The organism is Variovorax sp. 01N429 (assembly GCF_056399425.1).
This window is the reverse complement of the sequence record NZ_JBFTRG010000019.1, coordinates 46788-70339: the sequence shown is the minus strand read 5'-3', so window position 1 is coordinate 70339 and position 23552 is coordinate 46788. Positions and strand designations below refer to the sequence as shown.

General features: G+C 65.3%; 26 protein-coding genes. 16 read left to right on the top strand and 10 right to left on the bottom strand.

Translation table 11 applies throughout. The annotated features are described in order from the left end of the window. The first annotated feature begins 27 nt into the window (after window positions 1-27). The 3 genes from fhcD to AC1DSF_RS25540 are packed head-to-tail and all read left to right on the top strand — an operon-like array spanning window position 28 to window position 2463. Window positions 28-951 (top strand): formylmethanofuran--tetrahydromethanopterin N-formyltransferase, encoded by a 924-nt coding sequence (fhcD, locus tag AC1DSF_RS25550; RefSeq protein ID WP_478183666.1) that lies wholly within the window; start codon window positions 28-30, stop codon window positions 949-951. Further along, window positions 948-1766, top strand: a complete 819-nt coding sequence (locus AC1DSF_RS25545; RefSeq protein ID WP_478143920.1) for a formylmethanofuran dehydrogenase subunit C — start codon at window positions 948-950, stop codon at window positions 1764-1766. Before fhcD ends, AC1DSF_RS25545 begins: the two co-directional genes overlap by 4 nt. Continuing rightward, on the top strand, window positions 1756-2463 hold the full coding sequence (locus AC1DSF_RS25540; RefSeq protein ID WP_478183665.1) for an HAD family hydrolase: 708 nt from the start codon (window positions 1756-1758) through the stop codon (window positions 2461-2463). Before AC1DSF_RS25545 ends, AC1DSF_RS25540 begins: the two co-directional genes overlap by 11 nt. 12 nt (window positions 2464-2475) lie before the next feature. Here the strand turns inward: AC1DSF_RS25540 and AC1DSF_RS25535 are convergent, their stop codons facing one another. Both AC1DSF_RS25535 and AC1DSF_RS25530 read right to left on the bottom strand, forming a co-directional pair. Continuing rightward, the gene (locus AC1DSF_RS25535; RefSeq protein WP_478128089.1) at window positions 2476-3105 is read right to left on the bottom strand and encodes a response regulator; all 630 of its coding nucleotides are present in this window, start codon (window positions 3103-3105) and stop codon (window positions 2476-2478) included. Continuing rightward, window positions 3102-4463, bottom strand: a complete 1362-nt coding sequence (locus AC1DSF_RS25530; RefSeq protein WP_478128088.1) for an ATP-binding protein — start codon at window positions 4461-4463, stop codon at window positions 3102-3104. The genes AC1DSF_RS25535 and AC1DSF_RS25530 overlap by 4 nt, the downstream gene beginning before the upstream one ends. A gap of 208 nt (window positions 4464-4671) precedes the next feature. Between AC1DSF_RS25530 and pqqA the strand changes: the two genes are divergently transcribed. From pqqA to AC1DSF_RS25500, 6 genes are all read left to right on the top strand, one after another. Beyond that, window positions 4672-4746, top strand: coding sequence for a pyrroloquinoline quinone precursor peptide PqqA (gene pqqA, locus AC1DSF_RS25525; protein WP_478104087.1), 75 nt, complete (start codon window positions 4672-4674; stop codon window positions 4744-4746). Between the two features lie 88 nt (window positions 4747-4834). After that, a complete protein-coding gene (pqqB, locus tag AC1DSF_RS25520) occupies window positions 4835-5755 on the top strand; it encodes a pyrroloquinoline quinone biosynthesis protein PqqB (RefSeq protein WP_478143923.1) in 921 nt (306 codons plus the stop codon). Further along, the gene (gene pqqC, locus AC1DSF_RS25515) at window positions 5752-6468 is read left to right on the top strand and encodes a pyrroloquinoline-quinone synthase PqqC (RefSeq protein ID WP_478183664.1); all 717 of its coding nucleotides are present in this window, start codon (window positions 5752-5754) and stop codon (window positions 6466-6468) included. Before pqqB ends, pqqC begins: the two co-directional genes overlap by 4 nt. Then, entirely contained in the window at window positions 6465-6740 is a 276-nt protein-coding gene (gene pqqD / locus AC1DSF_RS25510; RefSeq protein ID WP_478128085.1) for a pyrroloquinoline quinone biosynthesis peptide chaperone PqqD, read from the top strand. Before pqqC ends, pqqD begins: the two co-directional genes overlap by 4 nt. Next, window positions 6731-7882 carry a pyrroloquinoline quinone biosynthesis protein PqqE gene (pqqE, locus tag AC1DSF_RS25505; protein ID WP_478183663.1) on the top strand — a complete coding sequence of 384 codons (1152 nt, stop codon included), beginning with the start codon at window positions 6731-6733 and terminating at the stop codon, window positions 7880-7882. Before pqqD ends, pqqE begins: the two co-directional genes overlap by 10 nt. 86 nt (window positions 7883-7968) lie before the next feature. After that, a complete protein-coding gene (locus AC1DSF_RS25500; protein ID WP_478183662.1) occupies window positions 7969-9078 on the top strand; it encodes an MBL fold metallo-hydrolase in 1110 nt (369 codons plus the stop codon). A gap of 15 nt (window positions 9079-9093) precedes the next feature. Here the strand turns inward: AC1DSF_RS25500 and AC1DSF_RS25495 are convergent, their stop codons facing one another. The 8 genes from AC1DSF_RS25495 to AC1DSF_RS25460 form a co-directional block, all read right to left on the bottom strand. Beyond that, window positions 9094-10050 carry an MBL fold metallo-hydrolase gene (locus AC1DSF_RS25495; RefSeq protein WP_478183661.1) on the bottom strand — a complete coding sequence of 319 codons (957 nt, stop codon included), beginning with the start codon at window positions 10048-10050 and terminating at the stop codon, window positions 9094-9096. A gap of 11 nt (window positions 10051-10061) precedes the next feature. Further along, entirely contained in the window at window positions 10062-10913 is an 852-nt protein-coding gene (locus AC1DSF_RS25490) for a quinoprotein dehydrogenase-associated SoxYZ-like carrier (RefSeq protein ID WP_478183660.1), read from the bottom strand. After that, window positions 10910-11929 (bottom strand): quinoprotein relay system zinc metallohydrolase 2, encoded by a 1020-nt coding sequence (locus tag AC1DSF_RS25485; protein WP_478183659.1) that lies wholly within the window; start codon window positions 11927-11929, stop codon window positions 10910-10912. Before AC1DSF_RS25485 ends, AC1DSF_RS25490 begins: the two co-directional genes overlap by 4 nt. 7 nt (window positions 11930-11936) lie before the next feature. Next, the gene (locus tag AC1DSF_RS25480) at window positions 11937-12305 is read right to left on the bottom strand and encodes a hypothetical protein (protein ID WP_478183658.1); all 369 of its coding nucleotides are present in this window, start codon (window positions 12303-12305) and stop codon (window positions 11937-11939) included. A gap of 10 nt (window positions 12306-12315) precedes the next feature. Continuing rightward, complete coding sequence (locus AC1DSF_RS25475; protein WP_478183657.1) at window positions 12316-12993, bottom strand: hypothetical protein; 678 nt, start codon at window positions 12991-12993, stop codon at window positions 12316-12318. Between the two features lie 15 nt (window positions 12994-13008). Continuing rightward, window positions 13009-13890 carry a substrate-binding domain-containing protein gene (locus tag AC1DSF_RS25470; protein ID WP_478183656.1) on the bottom strand — a complete coding sequence of 294 codons (882 nt, stop codon included), beginning with the start codon at window positions 13888-13890 and terminating at the stop codon, window positions 13009-13011. Beyond that, the gene (locus tag AC1DSF_RS25465) at window positions 13887-14282 is read right to left on the bottom strand and encodes a c-type cytochrome (RefSeq protein WP_478128077.1); all 396 of its coding nucleotides are present in this window, start codon (window positions 14280-14282) and stop codon (window positions 13887-13889) included. The genes AC1DSF_RS25470 and AC1DSF_RS25465 overlap by 4 nt, the downstream gene beginning before the upstream one ends. 89 nt (window positions 14283-14371) lie before the next feature. Continuing rightward, window positions 14372-16210, bottom strand: coding sequence for a methanol/ethanol family PQQ-dependent dehydrogenase (locus AC1DSF_RS25460; protein WP_478183655.1), 1839 nt, complete (start codon window positions 16208-16210; stop codon window positions 14372-14374). Window positions 16211-16688: 478 nt separating this feature from the next. On the opposite strand from AC1DSF_RS25460, the gene AC1DSF_RS25455 reads away from it, so the two are divergent. From AC1DSF_RS25455 to AC1DSF_RS25425, 7 genes are all read left to right on the top strand, one after another. Continuing rightward, on the top strand, window positions 16689-17402 hold the full coding sequence (locus tag AC1DSF_RS25455) for an ABC transporter ATP-binding protein (protein WP_478183687.1): 714 nt from the start codon (window positions 16689-16691) through the stop codon (window positions 17400-17402). Between the two features lie 43 nt (window positions 17403-17445). Beyond that, a complete protein-coding gene (locus AC1DSF_RS25450) occupies window positions 17446-18435 on the top strand; it encodes a PQQ-dependent catabolism-associated beta-propeller protein (RefSeq protein ID WP_478183654.1) in 990 nt (329 codons plus the stop codon). Next, window positions 18432-19610 (top strand): type 1 periplasmic-binding domain-containing protein, encoded by a 1179-nt coding sequence (locus AC1DSF_RS25445; RefSeq protein WP_478183653.1) that lies wholly within the window; start codon window positions 18432-18434, stop codon window positions 19608-19610. Before AC1DSF_RS25450 ends, AC1DSF_RS25445 begins: the two co-directional genes overlap by 4 nt. Continuing rightward, a complete protein-coding gene (locus tag AC1DSF_RS25440) occupies window positions 19607-20473 on the top strand; it encodes an ABC transporter permease (RefSeq protein ID WP_478183686.1) in 867 nt (288 codons plus the stop codon). Before AC1DSF_RS25445 ends, AC1DSF_RS25440 begins: the two co-directional genes overlap by 4 nt. Before the next feature lie 61 nt (window positions 20474-20534). Then, complete coding sequence (locus AC1DSF_RS25435) at window positions 20535-21518, top strand: Bug family tripartite tricarboxylate transporter substrate binding protein (RefSeq protein ID WP_478128073.1); 984 nt, start codon at window positions 20535-20537, stop codon at window positions 21516-21518. A gap of 22 nt (window positions 21519-21540) precedes the next feature. Then, the gene (locus AC1DSF_RS25430) at window positions 21541-22563 is read left to right on the top strand and encodes an AAA family ATPase (RefSeq protein ID WP_478183652.1); all 1023 of its coding nucleotides are present in this window, start codon (window positions 21541-21543) and stop codon (window positions 22561-22563) included. Window positions 22564-22706: 143 nt separating this feature from the next. Next, window positions 22707-23543 carry a DUF58 domain-containing protein gene (locus AC1DSF_RS25425; RefSeq protein ID WP_478183651.1) on the top strand — a complete coding sequence of 279 codons (837 nt, stop codon included), beginning with the start codon at window positions 22707-22709 and terminating at the stop codon, window positions 23541-23543. The last annotated feature ends 9 nt before the right edge of the window (window positions 23544-23552 follow it).

The window sequence follows — 23552 nt, the reverse complement described above, 5'->3', positions numbered from 1 at the left end:
CGCAGTGCGAAGCACGGAGGTTGCCCAGTGAGCGATGCATTGATACGCAACGGCGTACAGATCGACGATGGCTTTGCCGAAGCCTTTCCGATGAAGGCCACGCGCATCGTCATCACCGCGCACAACGCCACCTGGGCGCGTCACGCGGCGGTGTCGGCGACCGGGTTTGCGACTTCGGTGATTGCCTGCGGGTGCGAGGCTGGCATCGAACGCGAACTCGGCTCCGAAGAGACGCCCGACGGACGGCCAGGCCTGAGCGTGCTGATCTTCTCGATGTCGGGCAAGGAGTTGGCCAAGCAGGTCGAGCGGCGTGTCGGCCAATGCGTACTGACCTGCCCGACGACGGCGGTCTACGCTGGCATCGCCGAAGGCGAGGCGATCGCGCTGGGACAGAACCTGCGCTTCTTTGGCGATGGCTGGCAGATCTCCAAGGTGATTGACGGCGTCCGCTACTGGCGGGTTCCGGTGATGGATGGCGAGTTCGTTGCGCAGGAAACCACGGCGGTGGTGAAGGGCGTGGGCGGCGGCAACCTGCTGCTGCTGTGCAGCGACACCGACAGCGCGCTGGCCGTCGCAGAGGCCGCCGTGCGAGCGATGAAGGCGCTTCGCAATGTGATCATGCCCTTCCCCGGGGGGGTGGTGCGCTCCGGCTCCAAGGTGGGCAGCAAATACGCCGCGCTCAACGCGTCGACCAACGATGCGTTCTGCCCCAGCCTGCATGGCCTGGTGGCGCACAGCGAACTGACGCCGCAAACGCGGTGCGTGATGGAGATCGTGATCGATGGCCTGACCGAAGCCGACGTCGGCGCGGCGATGCGCGTGGGCACGCAGGCCGGCATCGCATGGGGTGCTGCCAATGGATTGCTGCGCATCGCGGCCGGCAACTACGGCGGCAAGCTCGGTCCGTTCCACTTCCATCTGCACAGGCTGCTGGGGGAGGGCGGGCCATGACCGGCTGGCGGTTGACGCTCAAGGCATCGCCTGCGCTTCGGGTGGACCTGCGCGGCGTGACGCCGACCTCGCTGGCCCGGCTTTCGGCGGCCGAAGTCGAACGGCTGCAGTTGGGATACGGCAATGCAAGGCTTGCTCTGGCCGAGTTCTTTCGGATCGATTCGCATGACCATGGCGATTCGCTCATCTTCGAGGGCGACCTGTCGCGTTTCGATCGGGTGGGCTGGCAACTGGCGGCAGGCCGTATCCGCGTGGTCGGGAACGTCGGGCACTATGCCGGCGGCTGCATGAGCGCGGGCGAGCTTGTCGTCGAAGGCCGGGCCGGTTTGCTGGCCGCGTGCGAAATGGCAGGCGGCAGCTTCACGGTGCAGGGCGACGTGGATGATTTCGCGGCGAGCACCCTGCCAGGCAGCATGGACGGCATGCGTGGCGGCACCTTCGTCGTCAAGGGCCATGCCGGTGCCCGATTCGGGGATCGCATGCGGCGTGGCAGCGCCATCGTCCATGGGAATGCCGGCGACTTCCTCGCGTCTCGCCTGGTGGCCGGCACCGTCGCCATCGGCGGGCGTGCCGGGGCACATGTGGGCTGGGGCATGCGACGCGGCAGCGTCGTGTTCGCCCGCGAGCCCGAACCTTCGGACATTTCCTCGACCTTCGTTCCCGCGCTCGGCGGGGCGGAGGTCTTCTGGCAACTGCTGGCGCGTGATCTTGCGCGCCATGGCGGACCCTTCGCAGCGCTGGCCGCACGGCGCACCGAACGGCACCTGGGCGACTTGGCGGCGGACGGAAGAGGGGAGATCATCATTGCCCGATAAGGGTCCTCGCACCGTCTCCCGCGATCTCGCCTTGTTCGATCTGGATCTCACGCTGATCCCCTTCGACAGCGGCATGGCCTGGACGCAGTTCCTCATACGCAAAAGCATCCTGCCGGCCGAGGCCGAAGCGCGCTACCTGGCCTACTGTCACGAATACATCGCAGGCACGCTCGACATCCATGCGATGCACCGCGCGAACATGCAACCCCTGCTGCAGGTTCCGCGTGCGACGCTGGCGCACTGGCAACGTGAATTCGAAATCCAGACGGCTTCGCGCATACCGGCATCGACCCTGGCGCTCGTGAAGCGTCACCAGCGCAAGGGTGACCTGTGCGCCATCGTCACGGCGACGACGGAACTGATTTCCCGCCCGATCGCCCGCCTGTTCGGCATCGATCAACTGGTGGCCACGCGCCCCGCCACCGTGGATGGTGTGGAGGGTGCCCCTTTCACCGGAGAGATCGATGGCGAGCCCTGCTATCGGCAGCACAAGGTGACGCGCGTCAATGATTGGCTCGCCATGCAGCCATCGGGGTCACGGCACGGCCTGGCCGAATTCGGGCAGTCGTGGTTCTATTCGGACGCCATGGGCGATCTGCCATTGCTCAATGCCGTCTCGCACCCCGTGGTGGTTTGCCCGGACGAACGACTGCGTGCGCACGCCGAGGCATCCGGATGGCCGATCCTCGACCTGTGAGCGGTTCTTCTTTCAGGCCTGGATCAGTCCCCAGCGCAGCGCGACGAGCGTCAGCTCCGACTGGTTGCTCGCGCCCAGCTTCTGCTTGACGTGGTAGAGGTGCGTGCCGACCGTGCTCGGCGACAGGTTCAGTGTCTCGGCGATCTGCGCCACGCTTTGGCCATGAGCCAGTTGGATGAAGACCGAGAACTCGCGCTCGCTCAGCGTGTCGGCCGGACTGGCGGAGCCTTCGAGCTGTGTCAGCGCCAGGGCCTGTGCTGTCTGGGCATCGACGTAGCGTTCGCCGCGTGCCACCGCAGTCACTGCGGCGATCAGTGCATCGGGCGCGCTGCGTTTGGTCAGGTAGCCAAGCGCCCCGGCGCGCAGCACGCGCCGTGGATGGGCAGTGTCCTCATGGGCCGACAGGGCGAGCACGCGAGCCTTTGGGTCTTGCGCCAGAAGCCGCCGGACGGCCTCCAGGCCGCCCATGCCGGGCATCGAGAGATCCATCACCACCACGTCCGGCTTGACGCGCGGGTAATCGACGCAGGCTTGCTCGCCGCTTTCAGCCTCTCCCACCACTTCAACCTGTGCATCCGCCAGCAGCATGCGAAAACCCATGCGCACCAGCTTGTGGTCATCGACCAGCAACACGCGAATCATGCAGCCTCCTTGCGGGTGGACATCGGCAGGCGCACGTGCAGCCGCACGCCGCGAGGCACCGCGCGCTCTATTCTCACGGCGCCGCCCAGGCCCTCCACGCGTTCGGCAAGCCAACGCAGTCCGTAGTGGCCGGCGCGCCGGGGATCCTCGGGCGGCATGCCGTTGCCGTCGTCGACAAGGTCCAGCGTCACATCGCCGGCGTGCTGTTCCACGCTGAGCTGCAGATGGCGGGCCTGACCGTGGCGCAGCGCGTTGGTGATCCCCTCCTGCGCCGCCCGATACAAGGCAAGCGACACGTCGGCGCACGGCGCCGCATCGGCCAGTTCGACCTTCAGGGCGATCTGCACGTCGGCGTGGACGCGTTGAGTGCGCTCCGCCAGGTCGTTCAATGCTTCGGCCAGCCCGAAGTTGTCCAGCACCAGTGGCGTCAGGCGCGGGATGATGCCGTGCATCGCGTCGTACAAGCGCGAGGACTCGTCGGCAATCAGGCGCGCCGCCTGTTCGGCCTGCGGATCGAACGAGTGCACGCGCGTGGCGATCGACAGCGCCATGCTGCGCATCGCCGTCACCGACTGGCCGAGCTCGTCGTGCAGTTCACGCGCGATCATGCGGCGTTCGGCTTCGATGTGCTTGTCGATCCATTGCGTGAGATCCCGGCTGTCGGAGAGCTGCAGTTCGGCCCGCACCGCGCGGCGCTCTGTCTCGATGTGCCCCTGCAACTCACGGACCATGCGGTTGAAGGCCGCGCCGATCGCTGCGGCCTCGGTCCCGGCCAGTGGCGGGAGTGCCGAGTCGAAGCGCCCGGCCTGCAACTGGTTCAGCGCCTGCACGATCTGGCCGAAGGGCCGCACCGCCCGCCCGACCAGCCAGAACACCATGGCGTTGACCACGACCAGAAATCCGAGCACACCCGCGGCGAGGGTCACCACGTAGTCCCAGGCATCGACCTCGGCACGGGTGGCATTCGCGCGCACGACCAGCTTGCCGTCGGGGAACGCGATGGCTTGCACCGACGGCGGTGGCGCAATCAGCTCACCGAACCAATCGGGCGCGTCTCGTCCGGCCTTGTAGGTGGGCGGCGGTGAGCGGTACAACTCCTTGCCTTGCGCGTCGAACAGCGTGAGATCGTTCGAGCGAATCCGTCCGATGCTCTGGAGGAAGGCCAGCATCGCCGGCGTGCCCTGCGCTGCGTAGCGCACCGCGGTGCCCTGCAGCAGCAGTGCGGCGACGCGGTTGGCCGCCACCACTTCCTCGTTCACGGACTCGCGCATGCTGCGTATCTCCAGCGCGAGCACGGTTGCTGCGAAGAGAACAGTCAGCGCAAGGACGATCAGGTTGATCTTCAGCCGAAGGCTCATGAGCGGACGCGGGGCCCGGTTGGCACACACACGCGGGTCATGGTAGCGGCTCGCCGCGCTGTGCGCGTTCGATTCATGAAAATCATGAGCCCGCAATCATGATCCGGCGGCTGTGCCAATGGAGCGCCAGGGGAGACCATGGCTCACGGGAAGAGAACAATCCCCGCGGCGCCACATGGCGCCCGTGTCATCCTCATAGGAGACCTCTATGCAATGGACAACCCCTACTGCGACTGACTTGCGTCTCGGCTTCGAAATCACGATGTACATCGCCGCCCGCTGACCCGGGTCACGGCACGCTCGGCGCTCCGCAGGACTCGTCTTCGGAGTGCCGGCCTGGCCGCAACGGGTCGGGGCCTTCGACGCCACCGATGCGCATCACTGTCCTCGGTTCGGCTGCAGGTGGTGGCTTTCCGCAGTGGAACTGCAATTGCCGCAACTGCGCCGGCCTGCGCGCAGGCACGTTGAACGCCAAGGCACGCACCCAATCGTCGATCTTCGTGCGCCCTGATGGCGGCGTGGACGGCGTGCTGTTCAACGCATCCCCCGACATCCTCGAGCAGATCCGCAGCAAGCCTGCGCTGCAGCCTGCGCGTTCGGTTCGCGATACGGCCATCGCCGGCGTGGTGCTGATGGATGGTCAGATCGATCATGCGACCGGTCTTTTCATGCTGCGCGAACGCAATGGAGCGCTGCCGTTGTGGTGTACCGACCCGGTCGATGAGGACCTGAGGCAGGGAAACCCCGTGCTGCGCGTCCTGGGCCACTACTGTGGCGTGGAGCGGCATTGCATCGCGCTGGACGGCAGCCGGTTCGCCGTGGCCGGCGTTGCCGACCTGAGCTTCCGCGCGTTGCCGCTGTCGAGCAAGGCCGCGCCTTACTCTCCGCACCGGGACAGGCCGGTGGAGGGCGACAACATCGGCATGCTGATCTCCGACGATCGCAGCGGCAAGACCACGTTCTACGCGCCAGGGCTCGGGCAGATCACGCCGGCGGTCTTCGACGCCATGTCGCTCGCTGATTGCGTGCTGGTCGACGGCACGTTCTGGACCGATGACGAAATGCCCCGCCTCGGCCTCAGCGCCAAGACGGCCCGGGACATCGGCCACCTGCCGCAGTCGGGTCCGGGCGGCATGCTGGAGTGGATGGCCAGGCTGCCGAAGCGCACGCGGCGCATGCTCATCCATGTCAACAACACCAATCCGATCCTCGACGAAGACTCTCCCGAACGCGCGACGCTGACGCACGCCGGCATCGAGGTCTGCGAGGACAACATGCAGATCTGCATATGACTCAAAGCACCGATGCATGGTCGCGGGACGAGTTCGAGGCGAAGCTGCGCGAGCGCGGCCGTGCGTATCACATCCACCATCCGTTCAACATCATGCTCAACAGCGGTCGCGCGACGCGCGAGCAGGTGCGTGGCTGGGTGGCGAACCGCTTCTACTACCAGATCGCGATCCCGATCAAGGATGCGGCGGTGTTGTCCAACTGCCCCGTGCGCGAGGTCCGCAGGGGCTGGGTGCAGCGCATCCTGGATCACGACGGTTTCGAGTTGAACGGCGTGCGCGACGAAGGCGGCATCGAAGCCTGGCTGCGACTCGCCACCGCCGTGGGCCTCACGCGCGAAGAGGTGCTCGACCTGCGCCACGTGGCCCCGGCAATGCGCTTCGCGGTCGATGCCTACGTGAACTTCGCGCGGCGCGCGCCCTGGCAGGAGGCTGTCTGCTCGTCGCTCACCGAACTCTTTGCCCCCGAGATCCACAAGCAACGGCTGGCGAACTGGCCCGAACACTATCCCTGGATCGATCCGGAGGGGATGGCGTACTTTCGTGATCGGGTGAGCCAGGCGCGGCGCGACGTGGAACAGGGACTGGCGATCACGCTTGCCCATTTCACGACCCGGCCGTTGCAGGAACGGGCGCTGGAGGTGCTGCAGCTCAAGCTCGACATCCTGTGGGCCATGAACGATGCGATGGCGCAGAAATACGGAGTGGCTTCATGACGCCGCCGAGCACTTCCTCCCGGCCTCGCGTCGGTACGGGCTTCCGCCTGCAGTGGGAGCCGGCGCAGAACGCGCATGTGCTGCTCTACCCCGAGGGCATGGTGAAGCTCAATCAGAGCGGTGGCGAGATCATGAAACGCTGCGACGGCGAGCGCAGCGTGGCGGCCATCGTCGGCGAGCTGGAGCAGGCTTTCTCGACCGGCGATCTGAGTGACGATGTGCTGGCCTTCATCGAACTCGCCGGCAAGCAACGGTGGCTCGCATGGGACTGATGCAACACGCACCACCGGCGGCAACGCCCGGGCCTCCGCTGTGGTTGCTGGCGGAACTGACCTACCGATGCCCGCTGCATTGCGTCTTTTGCTACAACCCGATCGACTTCGCGCGCCAGGAGGAAGAGCTCACCACGGACGACTGGCTGCGGGTGTTGCGACAGGGGCGCGAACTGGGCGCGGTGCAACTCGGCCTGTCGGGCGGCGAGCCGCTCGTGCGCGACGACCTCGAGATCATCACGGCCGAAGCCCATCGGCTGGGCTACTACACCAATCTGCTGACCTCCGGCGTTGGCCTGACCGCGGCGCGCGCCGCGGCGCTGAAGGCAGCCGGACTCGATCATGTTCAGTTGTCCTTCCAGGATTCCACGAAGGAGATGAACGACTTTCTCTCGCACACGAAGACCTTCGAGCTGAAGAGCCGGGTCGCGAAAATCATCAAGGACCAGGGTTGGCCGATGGTGATGAACGTGGTGATCCATCGCATGAACATCGACCACGTCGATCGCATCATCGCCATGGCGGCCGAGCTCGGTGCCGAGTATCTGGAACTCGCGAATACCCAGTACTACTCATGGGCGTTCCTCAACCGCGACCAGTTGTTGCCGACGCATGAGCAGTTGAAGCAGGCCGAGCGCACGACCGACGCGTGGCGGGCGCGGATGGGCGAGCGCATGCGCATCTTCTTCGTCGCGCCGGACTACCACGAAGGCACGCCCAAGCGCTGTGTCAATGGCTGGGGCAGCACCTTCCTCAACGTCACGCCGGACGGCACAGCGCTGCCGTGCCACACCGCGAAGATGCTGCCGGGCCTGAGCTTTCCCAACGTGCGCGAGCACAACCTGCGCGAAATATGGTTCAACTCCGAGGGCTTCAACCGCTATCGCGGCACCGGCTGGATGAAGGAGCCGTGCGTGAGCTGCGAATTCCGCGAGCAGGACCTGGGTGGATGCCGCTGCCAGGCCTACATGCTGGCCAACGATCCGGCCGTTGCCGATCCCGCTTGCGTGAAGAGTCCGCACCACCATCGGGTGCTGGAAGCCGTCGAACGCGCCGGTACCTTGACCTCGGCGCAGGCCGTGGAGCACCCATTGGTGTTTCGAGAACCGGCCAACTCGCGCCGGCTCAGTGCCATCTCTTGATTTGAGAAGCGGCTTGGCGCCAAATGAGCGCCGCGTCCTGGCGCTGAGGTGCCAATTGAGTTCGCCCGCCAAAACAGGAGGTCGTCATGAAGCGTCGAGACTTCATCACCACCACGCTTGCAGCGCAAAATTTGCTGCTTGCTTCTTGCGCAAGCCCGACACCGCCCGACACCAGCCGCTCCACGAAAGCGCAAATCACGGTGCTCTACGACGCTTTCAGTAGAGATCCGGCGCTGCAGAAGGACTGGGGCTATGCCGCGTTCGTGGAGGTCGACGGGCGGCGCATCTTGTTCGACACCGGCAACAACGCCGACGTGTTGGCGAAGAACGCGGCGGTGATGGGCGTGGATCTCGCGAGGCTCGACTTTGTCGTGATGTCGCATCGGCACGGCGACCACATGGGAGGCATGGGCTACCTGCTCAGCGTCAATCCGAAGGTCAGGATCTACGCGCCCAAGGAAGGCTTCGGCGTCTATGGTGCCGACCTCCCGAGCACGTTCTTTCGCAAGGACGAGTCCTTGCCGGCCGAGCAGCGCTATTACGGCGGCAGGCCGCCTGACGTGATGCGCTTCGGAAGTGCTTGGCCGAAAGCAAATATCGAACTGGTCGACAAGCCCACGGTGATCGCGCCGGGAATCCACCTGATTTCACTGGTGTCCGACAAGCCCGGCACGCTCGAGTTGCGCGAACTCTCGTTGGCGGTGGAGGCACCCGACGGCATGGTGATCCTGGTAGGCTGCTCGCACACGGGCATCGACAGGATCGTCAAGGCGGCTGTGGCGATCCAGCCGAAGATCCAGTTCGTCGTCGGTGGTCTCCATCTCGTGGTCGCCAAGGATCCGGAGATCGAGACCACCATCACGACGCTGCGGGACACGTTCAAGGTCGCCTATGTGGCACCAGGCCATTGCACCGGCGAACCGACATTCACTGCGCTACAGAAGGCCTTCGGTGAACGTTGTCTCTACGCGGGGCTGGGAAGCACGATCGCGTTGGGCGCGCAGCCTCTTGCGGCCGACAAAAGCGGACTCGCCGTGCCGACGGCGCTGACTGACGACGATCTGAAGAGCTACCGGACGTTGCTCACCGCCGGCGGCGAACGCCGAAGCGGACTGTTCGCCGACCTGCAACGAATGCCGACGCCAGGCGGCGCCTATCTCGGACAGTGGCGACGCAGCATGGTGGGCTGCTGTTGAGGCGGGTCTCGCTCCTCATTGTTCCAATTGCGCGCGTTGCAGACGCACGAACAGGATCGACGCATTGCGCCGGTGAAGGCTCTCGTACTGGTCCCAGCGCGCGAATTCCGGTAGTGCCGCCGCATCGGGAACCTCACTGAGGGCGGTGCCGGCGCGCAGCAATTCCTGCACGCGCACCTGCAGTTGAGCAAAGTAGCGAAGCTGTGCGTCGATGTCCCCGATGGATGCCGGAGGCCCGTGGCCGGGCACGAGGACCTTGGCCTGCAGCGCTCTCAGGGCCTGCAGCGCGTTCGACCAGCCTTCGAGATCGCCGTCCTGTAGGTCGGGGATGCGCCCATGGTCGAGCAGGCCGCCGGCGAACAGCACGCCGGAAGCCGCATCGAGCACTGTGACGTCGCCCGGGCCGCTGGAGTGCCCGAAGTACATCAACCGGAGGGGCCGGTCGATCACATCGATGCTCTGCGTGGCCTCGAATTCCTGGTCCGGCGTGAACATCACGGTGCCGCGCATCTCCTCCTCGCCGAGCGTTTCCTTGAGCATCTTGAGGCAGCGTTCGCAGCGCGACGCCATCAGCGCCGCGGCTTGGCGATGCATGAGGATCGGGATTCCGTGCTCGCGATAGGCGGCTGCGCCGAAGAGGAAGTCTTTCTGCGCGTGGGTGATCAAGACCAGCCGCACAGGCTTGTCGGTCACGCTGCGAATGGCCGCCAGCAGCTGCTCGCCTTGACGATAGGAAGTGCCGGTGTCGATGGCCAGCACGCCGTTGCTGCCGACGATGAAGCCCGCATTGCCGACACGGCCCAGGTTGCGGGTGTCGACCCCGCCGGGCGCACCCTGCACCATGTAGACGCCGGCAGCGAGCGCCACTGGCTCTGCGACGGCGGGCGCCCGTGCCGCCCCGGACGCCGCACAGGCAGCGAGCAGCGTCGTGGCGGCTGCTGCGGTGATCCATGTGGCCAGCCACATGCGCATGCACCTTCCGGTCATTGCGCACGCCGGTACTTCAGCGTGCTCTGGAATCGCAAGTCGTGCGAGTCGATCACCTCGGCCTTGAGCTCGCCATCCCCGCGCGGCAAGAAATAGAAGCGGAAGTTCGGGTTCTCGCTGATCGAGAAGTCGACATCTGCCGACATCACCAGCACCCCCGCGTAGCTGACGTTGACCTGCCGCACGAAGTACGCCGGCGTGTAGAGGCGGGAGACTTGATCCAGCGCCAGGCCTGAGTTGTTGGGATGGCTGATCATGAGTTGCGCGAGCTGCGGCTGGTTGTCCTCTGCATGGCCCTCGACGCTCAGTCTCATGCGGCCGAGGGTCGCGAGCGCCGCCTGCGCGTCCTTGCCGGGCGGCGCCGAACAGCCGCCCGAGGCCTTGACGAAGGCCGTCGCCATGTGCAGCCGGCCGTCGTTGGTTTCGGCAATCGCGCGCACGTGGGTGTACTCGTCGACGCGCACGCGCGTCTCGATATCCGCCCGCCCGCTTTGCGGCGTGAACTGGAAGATCGCCGAGATGGGCGAAGGGTTGTTGTCGATGATCAGATAGACCTTGTCGATGTAGCGCGTGGGCGTCTGCAGCAGCCGGGTGTGGATAGCAACCGGGACGATGGCGGCATCTTCGGCCCGCGCGGGCACGACCAGCGAGATCACATCGTCGCTGGCAGCGGCGATCGGCCGGGACTGGAACAGGCTGGCGCGCACCTTCTGCCACACGGGATTGGCCTCTGGGTTGTCGGCTGCCTCGATCTCCGCCCAGGCTCCGGTGCAGAACAGGCCGACAGCGAGCAGCGCGAAGCTCGCTGCCGCGCGCATCAGGAAGCATCGGACGACCCAGCTTTTCATGGTCTCGACTTCTGCGGGCTGGAAGGCGATCGAGGCGGCGGCTCGGCGGTGGTGGGTGGAATATCTTCCCATTCCAGTTCCGCATAGGCGGCAGTGACGTTTCGACGATGAAAGCGTTCGCCAAGCAGCCAGTGCGAGCCGGCGGGAACCTTGATGCTGTCGACCGCCTGCTGAATCGTCCGATGGTCGTGGATGGCAGAGCGCGTGTCGCGCGCGAGGGCCTCCAGATAGCTCGCCTGCGTGGCCAGCACGGCCGACTCGTCGGTGCTGACGCTCCCATGGCCGGGCACGACGGTGTCGGCCGGTATGCGCGCGAGATCCGCCATGACCGCCAGCCAGCCGCGAAGGCTGCCGTCGATCACGGGCAGGTGCTGCACGAACAGCAAGTCGGAGGTGAAGAGCGTGCGTGTGCGCTGGTCGTAGACCGTGAGGTCGTTGTCGGTGTGCGCCGTGGGCCAGGCACGCAGCGTGACGACGCGATCGCCAAGATCCAGGTCGAGCGATGTTTCCACCGCCGTGTCCGGGTAGACGATCGAGGCGTGGGTCAGGTGGAGGCCAAAGTCGCGTTCCAGCGCGTTCAGGTAGTAGGTCTCGCGCGCAGCCAGCGCGGGGGTGAAGCGCGCATGGGCCACGAAGTGCGGAGCCGTCGAGCCCGCGTTGACGAAAGCCGCATTGCCGAGCACATGGTCGGGGTGGGCATGCGTGTTGATCACCCAGCATATGGGCAGCGGTGTGGTGCGTTCGATCGAGGCGAGCAGCGCCCGGCCGACCGCCGGCGTGCCCCCGGTGTCGATCACTGCGACGCAACGCCGGCCGACGATGAAGCCGAGGTTGGCCACGTCGCCGCCGTTGCCCGGCCCCCAGTCGTCCAGCATGCCGGCATGCACGAACACGCCAGGCTTCACTTCGGTGATTGCCAGCACGGCCCCGGAGTCCGGCGCCGGCGCGGCTGCGCAGCAAGCGCCCAGCACCATCCCGGCAAGCAGGAGCGGCATCGAACGCGGGATGCCCGGCATGATGCAACTACTTCGGGCCGGCGGTGATGAAGCAGCCTTTCTCGGCCTTGGCCTGGAGCTCGCGCAAACGCTTGATCTCGGGCTCGTACGACGGTACGTCGCGAATCGCGCCGCCACGTTCGCCGCCGATGGACATGGCCTTGGTGATCGTGCTCATCGTCACGTAGTCCTTGTACTTCACGCTGCTCGCGATGGCGTCGAGCGCGCATGAGCACTTGGACGTCATCTCGTAAGTCGGCCCGGGGTGCGCACGCATGCACTCCTGCACGTATTGCACCCGGTCCAGCGTCGGAAAGTCGTTGACTGGAGTGGGGGCCGCGGCCATCGACAAGGTGCACCAGCCCAGCAGGGCGATTGTCGTGATTGATCGTTTCATGGGAGTTCCGTCAGGGTTGGCGCCCGGCGCCTTCGAGAAGCATCTCCTCGACCATCAATGGTGCTGCTTCGGCGGATTGCGCGTCAACCCTTGTGCGAATGCCGTAGAGGCCGCCCGGCACGGCGTCCGACAGCAGGAAGACGTAGGACTTGTTGGCCAGTTTCTCGAAGCGCGGACGGTTCGGATCGTCGAGGTAGGGAGAGACGCTGATCTCTCGCACCGCCACTGGCTGCCCGCGATAGGGCAGGTTGACGTTGCGCACCGTGGCGCCCTGGTACACCGCCATGCGGATGCGCTTGCGAAAGTAGCTCGGCTGGCCCTTGGTCAGGCGTTGCATCTCGCGAATATCGCGTTCGAGGAAGTACAGGATCGCCGGGTTGCCTCGGGCGCTTTCCACCTCTGGCTGTTGCACAGCGCGGGCGCCGCTGAAGAACTCCGCGCGAACGGCGCAGCACTTGCCGTCGGGCTCCGCAATCAGCAGAAGGTTGACCTTGTCGTCGAAGGGCTCTTCCAGCGTTCCGGTCTTGCGGAAGACGTAGTGCAGGGTGAGCGGCGGCCGCAGCTTGCCGAGATGGTCGTCCATGAAAATCGCCTGCTCGGCGACCGAGTAATCGGTCGCCGCGAAGGCCAGCCACGGCATCCCCAGGATCAATGCGAGCGCCAGTCTCAGCACGGGGTTTGCGTTCATCGGGAGAGGGAAGCGCTATTGCTTCGGAGGAACGTAAGAGTAAGAGGCGTCGACGACCGGTACGCCGTAGTCCTTCAGGATTGCCTGGATCTGCGATCGGTTGGATTCGATCAGGCCTTCGACCTGCTGTTTCCATTCGCGCTCTCCGTAGCGCACGCCCATGGCGATCTGATAGTCGAACTGCACACCGGGCTCGGACTTCAGCGGGACCACCGCGAGCTCGGGCGTCTTCACGCGCTGGGCGTAGTAGCCGGCAATCGGCCCCCAGACAATCGCGACGTCGATCTTGCCCGCCGCGAGGTCCTTTTCGATGATTTCGCCGGGGTATTGATCCGGGTCCGCGTTCATCACGGGGTAGGGAACGCCCTGGTCGACGAGCTTGTGTTTGGCGAGCCAGGCCGATGCGGGCGAACGGTCGTAGATGCCGATGCGCATCTTGCTCAGCTTCGCCGGATCGACCTTCAGGAAGTCCTCGCCCGATGCCACCTGGTCCAGGCCCTTGCCCTTCGGAAAAACCAGCGCGTACGTCGATCGGTAGTAGGGCTTGGTGGCGGACACCTGGTCATATTCCGCGGGCACGCCGATCACGATGTCGCAAGGATATTCCTGGCCTGGAAGCTTGAACTTCAATGTGTTCCGGATGAAGGCCAGGCGCTGCGGAAACGAGTAATAGACCACCGGGAGACCTAGCGACTTTCCGAACACTTCGGCGATCTTGTTCTCGATGCCCTCGCCCTTGACGTTTGAAAAGGGCAGGTTGTTCGGGTCCTGGCAGACGCGCAATGCGGTGCGTGCCGCCGGCGGATCCTGCGCGGCAGCGCCGGCCGTCAGCGCTGCCAGCCCGATGGCGATGGCGATGGCCGCGAGCATGCGTTGATGAGAGCCTGCGTGGGTCATTTGATCTCTTCGACCTTCGCGCGCGTGATTGCGCCGTCGGACCTGCCTTTGAGATAGGCGTAGAGCTGGTTGATGTTGTCCATGACCATCGGACTGTTGCCGAAGCTCTGCATCCCTTTTTCCAGCCGGCCGTTGGTCACGGTCTTGATGAAGTCCTCCTTCGACAGAGTCTTCAGGCTGATCACCAGCGACGGCCCGACCAGTCCTTCCTGGTTCGCGCCGTGGCAACGGTCGCAAGCGGCCGCTCGCCAGGCGCGGAAGCCCTTCATCGTCTCGCTGTCCACCTTGTAACCATCGACCACCTTGTACAGGGGCGGCTTGTCGTCGGAATGAGCAGCGCCCGCCAAGATCAGCAGTGCGCCGGCGATAAGCAAAGCCTTCCTTGAACTCATGTTGCGAGATCCTTGTTTTCGTCTGAATGAAGAGATGGCAACCGGTCGGCTGCCATCTCCGGATCTGGCCCTACGGGCCCCTCTCACGTTCAGTTGCCGCCGGGGTTGCCGCCGGGCAGGGCGAACACGGTCAGGGAGCCTCCGAGTTCGGTGTACTGGTTGAGCTCCCTGTAGCCACCTACGGCGCCCAGGCCATCCTGGTCTTTCTCGAGGCCTGCGGCCATGCCGATGCCGGCCCAGCCACCGATGCCGGAGAACACGCCAATGAACTGCTTGCCCTTGTGCTCGTACGTGAACACGTTGCCGATGATGCCGGAGGGGGTCTTGAACTTGAACAGTTCCTTGTTGATGTTCTTCTTGTCCACGCACTTGAGGTAGCCCTCGAGCGTGCCGTAGCAGGAGATGCCGCCAGCCGTGTTGAGCGGACCGCTCCAGACCGAGAACTTCTCCGGATGGCTCTGCACGATCTTGCCGGTGCTGGCGTTCCAGGTGATGTAGTTGCCCATGCCACCGTGGCTGTTCGGAGCCGGATACATGGAGAGCGTGGCACCGACGTACGGTTGGCCTGCTGTGTACTCGACCTTGAACGGCTCATAGTCCATGCACACGTGGTTCGTCGGCACGTAGAAGAGCTTGGTCTCCGGGTCGAAGGCGGCCGGCTGCTGGTCCTTGGAGCCAAGCGCTGCCGGGCAGATGCCCTTGCTGTTGACGTCCGGTCCGTTCTGCGCGGTGGAGTACTTGGACACCACTTGCGGGCGGCCTGTCTTCATGTCGACCTTCGTGGCCCAGTTCACTTGCGGGTCGTACTTTTCGGCCACCAGCAATGCGCCGGTCACGCGGTCCAGCGTGTAGCCGAAGCCGTTGCGGTCGAAGTGCACGAGCGCCTTGGTGGGCTTGCCCTTGACGTCGATGTCGGCCAGGATCATTTCGTTGATGCCGTCGAAGTCCCACTCGTCGAAAGGCGTCATCTGGTAGGCCCACTTGGCCATGCCGGTGTCGACGTCACGCGCGAAGATGGTCATGGACCACTTGTTGTCGCCGGGGCGTTGCGAGGGGTTCCAGGTCGACGGATTGCCGGTGCCGTAGTACACCGTATTGAGGGCCTTGTCGTAGCTGTACCAACCCCACGTGGTCCCGCCGCCGAGCTTCCACTGATCGCCTTGCCAGGTCTTCAGCGACGAGTCCTTGCCGACGGGTGCCATCTTGCCGTCGGTCCAGGTCATGGTCTTGTCGGGGTCCATGAGCATTTCGGCATCGGGCCCGGTGCTGTAGGCCTTCCAGACTTGCTTGCCGCTGTTGATGTCGTAGGCCGCCAGGAAGCCCCGTACCCCCCACTCGCCGCCGCTGATGCCCGTGATGACCTTGTCCTTGAAGACGTGAGGCGCGTTGGTGTTGACGGCGCCCAGCTTCGGGTCGCCGTTCTTCACGGTCCAGACGACCTTGCCGGTCTTGGCGTCGAGCGCGACGAGATTGCTGTCGGCCTGCTGAAGGAAGACCTTGCCCTCGGCATACGCCAGCCCGCGGTTCACCGTGTCGCAGCACATCTGCGGGATCACCGCCGGGTCCTGCTTGGGCTCGTACTTCCATACGATCTTCTGCGAATCGAGATCGATCGCGAAGACCTTGTTCGGGAACGGCGAGTGCAGGAACATCATGTTGTCGATGACCAGCGGCGAACCTTCATGCCCGCGCAGCACGCCGGTGGAGAAGGTCCACGCGACCTGCATCTTGCCGACATTGCCGGCGTTGATCTGCTTGAGCTTGCTGTAGCGCTGGTTGTACATGTCCCCAGCCTGCATCGCCCAGTTCTTCGAGTTGGCGATGTTTTTCTCGACATCGGCGTTCGCCAATGCCAAGGCTGGCAACGCGAGGAGCGCCGGCGCCAAACAACGCCAAAGGCGCCCGTGGAAATGCCCGGAAATTCGCATCGAAGTCTCCTTGTTCTGAGCCACCAGAGTCGCCCGAACGGAACCTCCGACAGGGCGACTGCCGCACGACGCAATGAAGTCGGCGACGGCGCTAAATGCAAGATGCGCGCCCGCTCGAACGAGCCTGATGAGCGCGTCCAGCCGAGTGCCTCCGCGCTTGCCGCGGGCCGCTCTGGAGGGGCCATTCCTTAGGGGCAAACCCTATTCGTGCATGCATCCGACAGGCCCGTTGCAACCTTGCCGAGGCTGTTTGCGGAACGACGCAGTGGTAGTGGCGAGAAACCGAAGTATCAGCGGGGGGAACCAGGAGGGGCCGCTGCGTCGAAACTGTGGCAACCACTTTCGACACAGAGTGTTTCACCGTCAGGCGAAGCATCCCGAACCCTGTGCCATGCAGGGGCGCGACCCGCTTGCGCCGATGGGCGCGTGTATTGCATGCTCGAAGTTATTCATGCCATACACGCTCCCATCGACGACCATGTTGCGGACCACGGGCCTGACCAAGCGCTACGGCACTCGGGCGGCGTTGAAGAGTCTTTCGCTCGCGATCGGGTCAGGTCAGTTCGTGGCCCTGCTGGGGCCCAACGGCGCTGGAAAGTCGACGCTGTTCCAAGTGCTCACCGGGCTTTTCGCGGCGGACGAAGGCGAGGTCGAAGTCGCTGGTCATTCGCTGCGCCGGTCCGCGACCGCGGCGTTGCGCCACATCGGCGTGGTGTTTCAGCAGATATCGCTCGATCTGGATCTCAGCATTCGCCGGAACCTGCTGTTCCAGGCTGACCTGCACGGCCTGCCGCGGCGGCTCGCAGCGTCACGCATCGAGGTGGGCTGCGCGCAGCTCGGCATCGACGCCGACCTCGATCGCAAGGTGCGTGAACTGTCCGGCGGCAACCGGCGCAAGGTGGAACTCGTGCGTGCATTGCTGCATCGACCCTCCGTGCTGCTGATGGACGAAGCCACCGTGGGCCTGGACCCGAAGTCACGCCAGGACCTGATGCGCGCGCTCCATGCGAACGTGCAGGAGCGCGGAGTCTGCGTCCTGTGGGCAACGCACAGGGTGGAGGAGGCCGAAGGCGCCGATCGCGTATTGGTGCTGCACAAAGGGGAACTGCTGGCCGATGGCACGCCGTCCGAGGTGACCCAGGCGCTTGGAGAGCCGTCGCTGGAAGCGGGCTTCATCGCCCGCACGAGTTGACAGGTTGAATGCGACGCTGAACCAGATCAGGAGAAACACCGACATGAATGCAGTTGCCCACGTCCTGAAGCGCGCAGCGTGTTCGGTTGCGGCCCTGTGGTGCGTGTGCCTCTGCACGGCGGCACTGGCGCAAGGCACCGCCTATGTGTCGAGCGAAAAGGACCAGGCACTCACGCTGATCGATCTGACGACCCTCAGCGTCAAGGGCACCATCCCTACCTGCAAGCGTGGGCGACACATCCAGCTCACGGCGGATCACCTCATCATGCTGGCCTGCAGCGATTCGAACGCCGCCGATGTGATCGACCCCGCGACGGGAAAGTCGGTGCGCCGCATTCCGCTGAGCGACGACCCCGAGGCCTTCGATGTGTCGCCGGACGGCAAGACCCTTTATGTGTCCAACGAGGACGAAGGCGCGGTCAGCTTCATCGATGCGGCCAACGGCAAGGTGCTCAAGTCGATCAAGGTCGGCAAGGAACCCGAAGGCGTGAAGATCAGCGCCGACGGCAAGACGCTGTACGTGACCTCCGAGGTCGCCAGCCTCGTGCACGTGATCGATGTCGCCAGCGGCACCATCGTCAAGAATGTGAAAGTTGGCAAGCGGCCGCGCCGCATGGCCTTCACCCCCGACGGCAAGGAACTGTGGGTCACCAACGAGCTCGATGCCAGCGTCAGCATCATCGACACGGCCACCCGCAATGTGGTGGGCGGCCTCAAGTTCGAAATCAAGGGTGCGCGCAGCGAGGACATCACGCCGGTGGGCATCCAGATTGCGCACGACGGCAAGCGCGCTTATGTGGCACTGGGGCGCGCCAACCACGTCGCGTTCGTCGATGTGCCGCAGCGCAAGGTCACGAATCTCGTGCTGGTCGGCAAGCGCGCGTGGAATGTCACGCTCGACAAGGCCGAAGCCCGGCTGTATGTGGTCAACGGCCTGAGCGACGACGTCACCGTGGTCGATGTCGCAGCAGCCAGGCCGATCAAGAGCATCCCCGTCGGCCGCGTGCCGTACGGGCTGGTGGTGGTCGAATGAAGTGGATCGCCTGCTCCGTCGGCGTGTCGCTGCTGCTGGCGGCGCCGGCGTCCATGGGACAGGCGAAAGGTGCCATCACCCCGCTGAAGGCAACGTTGATCTCGCCGAGTCCGGACGCGCGGCTCGAACGGTCGCGCGTCGAACGACATTTTCTGGGCCACCCCGACGGTCCTGCGAGTGACGGCCTGGAGGTTGCGTTGGACGAAGGTCAGTTCGAGATCGAGGCGGTCGATGCGGCGGTCGCGCTGGCGAAGCAGCCCGCAGCCTCGCTGGAGGCGGCACGCACCGTCGCGCAGGCGGCCGAAAAATCAGGCGCTGCGGTGATCGTGACGGATCTTCCTGCGGATTGGACGCTGGCCGTGGTTGACGCGGTGAAGTTGCCGGTGATCAACGTCGGCGACGCCGCCGATCGTTTGCGCGAGCAGGACTGCCGTGCGCGCCTGTTCCATATTCTCCCGAGCGAGCGCATGCGTGCCGACGCCCTGGCGCAAACGCTCGTGTCGCGCAAATGGAGCAAGTTGCTCCTGCTCGTGGGCCCGAGCGAGCAGGACCAGTTGCGGGCCGCCGCGGCGCAGGCTTCGATCAAGCGCTATGGCTTGCAGGTGGTCGCGACCAAGCCTTTCAAGCTCTCCGGTGACCCGCGCGAGCGCGACCTGGCCAATCCGCTCCTGCTGACAGCGGGCAGCACCTATGACGCCGTCTGGGTGGTCGACAGCGACGGTGAATTCGCGCGCGGCCTGCCCTACCGGATCGTGTTGCCGCGCCCGGTGGTGGGCGATGCAGGGCTGGTGGCGCTGGCTTGGCATGCGCAGTTCGAGCGCTACGGTGCGCCGCAGGTGTCGCGCCGGTTCGCGAAGGCGGTTGGCCGGCCCATGACCGACGTTGACTGGTCGGCCTGGATGGCGGGCAAGGCGCTCGTCGCAGCCGCCATCGCTGCTCCGAACGGACCTGCCAGCGCCTGGGCGCAGGCGCTCGCCAAGACGCCCCTCGATGGCTCCAAGGGCACGAACCTGACCTTCCGTCCGTGGGATGGGCAGTTGCGCCAGACCGTGCTGCTCACCGACGGACAGGGCGTGATTTCGCAGGCGCCGGTGGATGGCATGCTGCATCCGACCAACGTGCTGGACACACTGGGCGCGGACGCCCCGGAGAAGCGATGCAAGACGACGCAATGATTCCGGTCGAAGGCGCCGAGGCAGCGCGTGCGCCGCACCGCGGCATCGCCCATGCGCTGCAGGCCATGCAGGCGATCGTCATGCGCGAACTGCTCAAGTTCTCGCAGCAGACCGGCCGGTTGGTCTCGGCGCTGGTCCGGCCGCTGCTGTGGCTGGCGGTGTTCGCAGCGGGTTTTCGCAACGTGTTCGGCGTCGCGATCGTCGAGCCGTACGACACCTATATCCCCTACGACGTCTACATTGCGCCGGGACTGGTGGGCATGGTGCTGTTGTTCAACGGGATGCAGTCGTCTCTCGCGATGGTCTACGACCGCGAGATGGGCCTGATGCGGCTGCTGCTCACGGCGCCGTTGCCGCGAGCATGGCTGCTGTTCTGCAAGCTCTGCGCAACGGCGCTGCTGTCGGTCTTGCAGGCCTTGGTCTTCATCGTCGTCGCGACCCTGATCGGCACCGATCTGCCACTCTTCTCGCTGGGCGGGCTGCATGCCTTGCTGGCGCTGGTCTGCGGGGCACTGATGCTGGGTGCGCTCGGCCTGCTGCTGTCGGTGCACATCAAGCAACTCGAGAACTTCGCCGGCACGATGAATTTCGTGATCTTCCCGATGTACTTCATTTCGACTGCGCTCTATCCGCTGTGGAAGCTGCAGGAGTCGGGCGCTGAATGGGTCTATCAGCTCGCTCGCTTCAACCCGTTCACGCATGCCGTCGAATGGATCCGGTTCGCGTTGTATGGCAAGGACCCCGGCGAGGCACCCTGGATCGTGCTGGGTTGCCTGGCGGTGTTTCTCGTGTTCGCCTGCTGGGGCTACGACCCGCAGCGCGGTTTCGGCGGATTGACCAAGCGCGGCGGAGGCCCCACATGAGCGCCGCGCCGGACCGCTCCAAGCAAGCTCGCACCGCAGTGCGAAGCACGGAGGTTGCTGAATGAATACCGGCCGCCGCCGCTGGCTGCGCAGTGCGGGCGCGCTCGCGTTGGCTGCGCAGCCCATGGCGCGTGCGTTGGCCGCTGACGCCTTTCCGTCCCGGCCGATCACGATGTGGGTCCCGTGGGCCGCGGGTGGCGCGACCGATCTGTCGCTGCGGCTCCTGGCCGAACTTGCTGCGCAGTCGCTCGGCCAGCCGGTGGTGGTCGCCAACCGCGCCGGGGCCGGCGGCACGATGGCGATGCCAATCCTGCTGCAGGCCGAGCCCAACGGCTACACCATCGCGCAGATGCCGCAACCGGTCTTTCGCATGCCCTTCATGCAACAGGTCATCTGGGACCCCGTGCGTGACGTCACGCCGATCATCCAGATTTCGGGCGTCACTTTCGGCGTGCTGGTGCGCGCTTCCAGCCCGATGCGGTCGCTGCAACAGTTGTTCGACTTCGCCCGCGCGCGGCCGGGCGAGTTGAGCATCGCCACCAACGGCATCGGCACCACGCCGCACCTCGTGCTTGAAGCGCTCTTCACCGATCGTGGTCTGAGCTACATCCATGTGCCCTACAAGGGGACGGCCGAGCTGACCCTGGCAGTGGCATCGGGCCAGGTGATGGCGGGCGTCAATTCCTCGGGCTTCGCACCGGAGGTCGATGCGGGCCATCTGCGATTACTCGCAACCATGGGGCCGAAGCGCTCGCCACGCTGGCCGCAGGTGCCGACCCTGCGCGAACTGGGCTTCGATATCGTGGCGATGTCGCCCTACGGATTGGCCGGCCCCCGCGGGTTGCAGCCGGACGTGCTGGCCATCCTGCATGACGGCTTCAAGAAGGCGCTTTTCGACCCACGCTTTGCCGAGGACCTGGCAAAGTACGACCAGGAGATCGCCTACCTCGGCCCGGACGACTACGCGCAGTCCTGTCGCGAAGAGTACGCCAAGGAACGTGCGATCGCCGAGCGCATGAAGGCCCCGCGCGGCCCGGGTGGCTGAGTACAACCGTGGAGGACCTCGAATGGACCGAGACGATGGGGTGATGAGCGACTGGCGCCAGCGGGCGCTGATGCTCGAAGCCGAGGTCGCCAAGGCGGTGATCGGCCAGGCGCGGGCGATCCGCCTCATCAACACGGCCATCTTCGCGCGCGGCCACGTGCTGCTGCAGGGCGACGTCGGTGTCGGCAAGACAACGCTCCTGCGGGCCTTCGCGCAGGTACTGGGCGGCAATTTCGCGCGGATCGAAGGGACCATCGACCTGATGCCCAACGACCTGATCTACTACACCTACATCAGCGCCGAGGGCAGGCCCGCTGTCGAGCACGGGCCATTGATCACGCATGGCGAGAGCCTCGCGATCTTCTTCTTCAACGAGATCAACCGGGCGCGGCCGCAGGTGCATTCGCTGCTGCTGCGCGTGATGGCCGAGCGCAGCGTGGCGGCGTTCAATCGCGAATTCCGCTTTCCGCACCTCCTGGTCTTTGCCGACCGCAACCGGGTCGAGCGCGAAGAGACCTTCGAGATCTCGGCCGCTGCGCGGGACCGCTTCATGCTGGAAGTGACCGTCGATGCACCCGCTTCCGATGCCGAACGACGTCAGTTGATGAGCGATCCGCGCTTTCACGACACGGACCGCCTGGTTGGCGGGCTGGCCAGCGGGCTGGTTGCCTACCAGGAGCTGAATCAGGTCTCGGAGTTGATCCAGCGCTGCGTGCAAGCCTCGGAGACATTGCAAATCTATGCGCTTGATCTGTGGCGTGCGACGGCGGCGCCCGCCGACTACGGCGTGCGCGTGCCGGACCTGGACGCCGCGCGGTTGATGCTCGCGGGCGCCAGTCCACGCGGCATGAGCCTGCTGCTGCGCGCCGCCCGCGTTGCGGCCTGGCTCGACGGGCGCGACTACGTCACGCCCGAGGACGTGCAGGCGGTCTTCCTTGAGGCCGTCGCGCATCGGCTGTGCTTTCAGCCGGTGTATGAAATGCGGCGCCAGGAGATCTCCGGGCGCCTGATCAGCGGCATCCTCTCAAGCGTGGCTGCACCGTAGATGAACTCGCCCCCAGTCTTCGCGCACTTCGTGTCGCTTCGCCAACCCCCTACCGGGGGCAATACCGGTGGCCCGGCGAAGCCGGTTCCACGGTATTCCTGGGCTTGGGCGTGAAAGGGGGCTTGATGATGGAGCGGTCGAAGGTGCAGGAACTTCATTACCGGGTCGGGGTGCCGGTGTTGGGACACTTTCCGGGGCATCACCGGAGTTCGCGTGGTGAGAGCGGCTTCGAGTTTCGTGGGCATGCGGCGCTGCTCGACGCACCGGATCCGCGTCGGCTCGATCTGCACGCGAGTCTGCGCGACCCGTTCGGCAACTGGATCGTCCGGGTCTTCAGTCAGCGCAAGGCGATACCTGTCGTGATGGTGGCGGACCTCTCGGCGTCCATGGGGTTTGTCGGCACGCACCGCAAGCTCGATGTGCTGGCGGACTTCGTCGACAGTCTGGCCTGGTCGGCTTGGCGCACAGGTGACAGCTTCGGCTTCGTCGGTTGCGACGATGCGGTGCGCGAGGATGTGCTGCTGCCACCCACGCGCTCGCGCGGCATGGGGGGCACGCTGGCGGGGACGCTTCGCAGGCTGCAGCTTCAAGGCAGTTCAGCCCATGGCCTATCGATGGCGCATCGCCATCTCGGCCGGCAGCGTTCGCTGGTGTTTCTCGTCTCGGATTTTCATCTGCCGCTGCCGGAGGTCGATACCGTCATGGTCTCCATGGCTCACCACGATCTCGTGCCAGTGGTGCTGTGGGATCCGCTCGAATTCGGTCTGACGCCGCGACGCGGCCTGGCGCAGGTGACCGACCCGGAATCCGGCGTCACGAAGTTGCTGTGGTGGCGTCCGGCGTTGCGCGAGAAGTGGCTGGCGGCCCACCAGCAGCGCCGCGATGCGCTGTTGGGGATCTTTCGATCGCACCGGCTCAAGCCGCTGTTCATCGATGGTGCCTTCGATGCTGACGCGGTCACGCGGCATTTCCACTCGTGAGCGCGATCC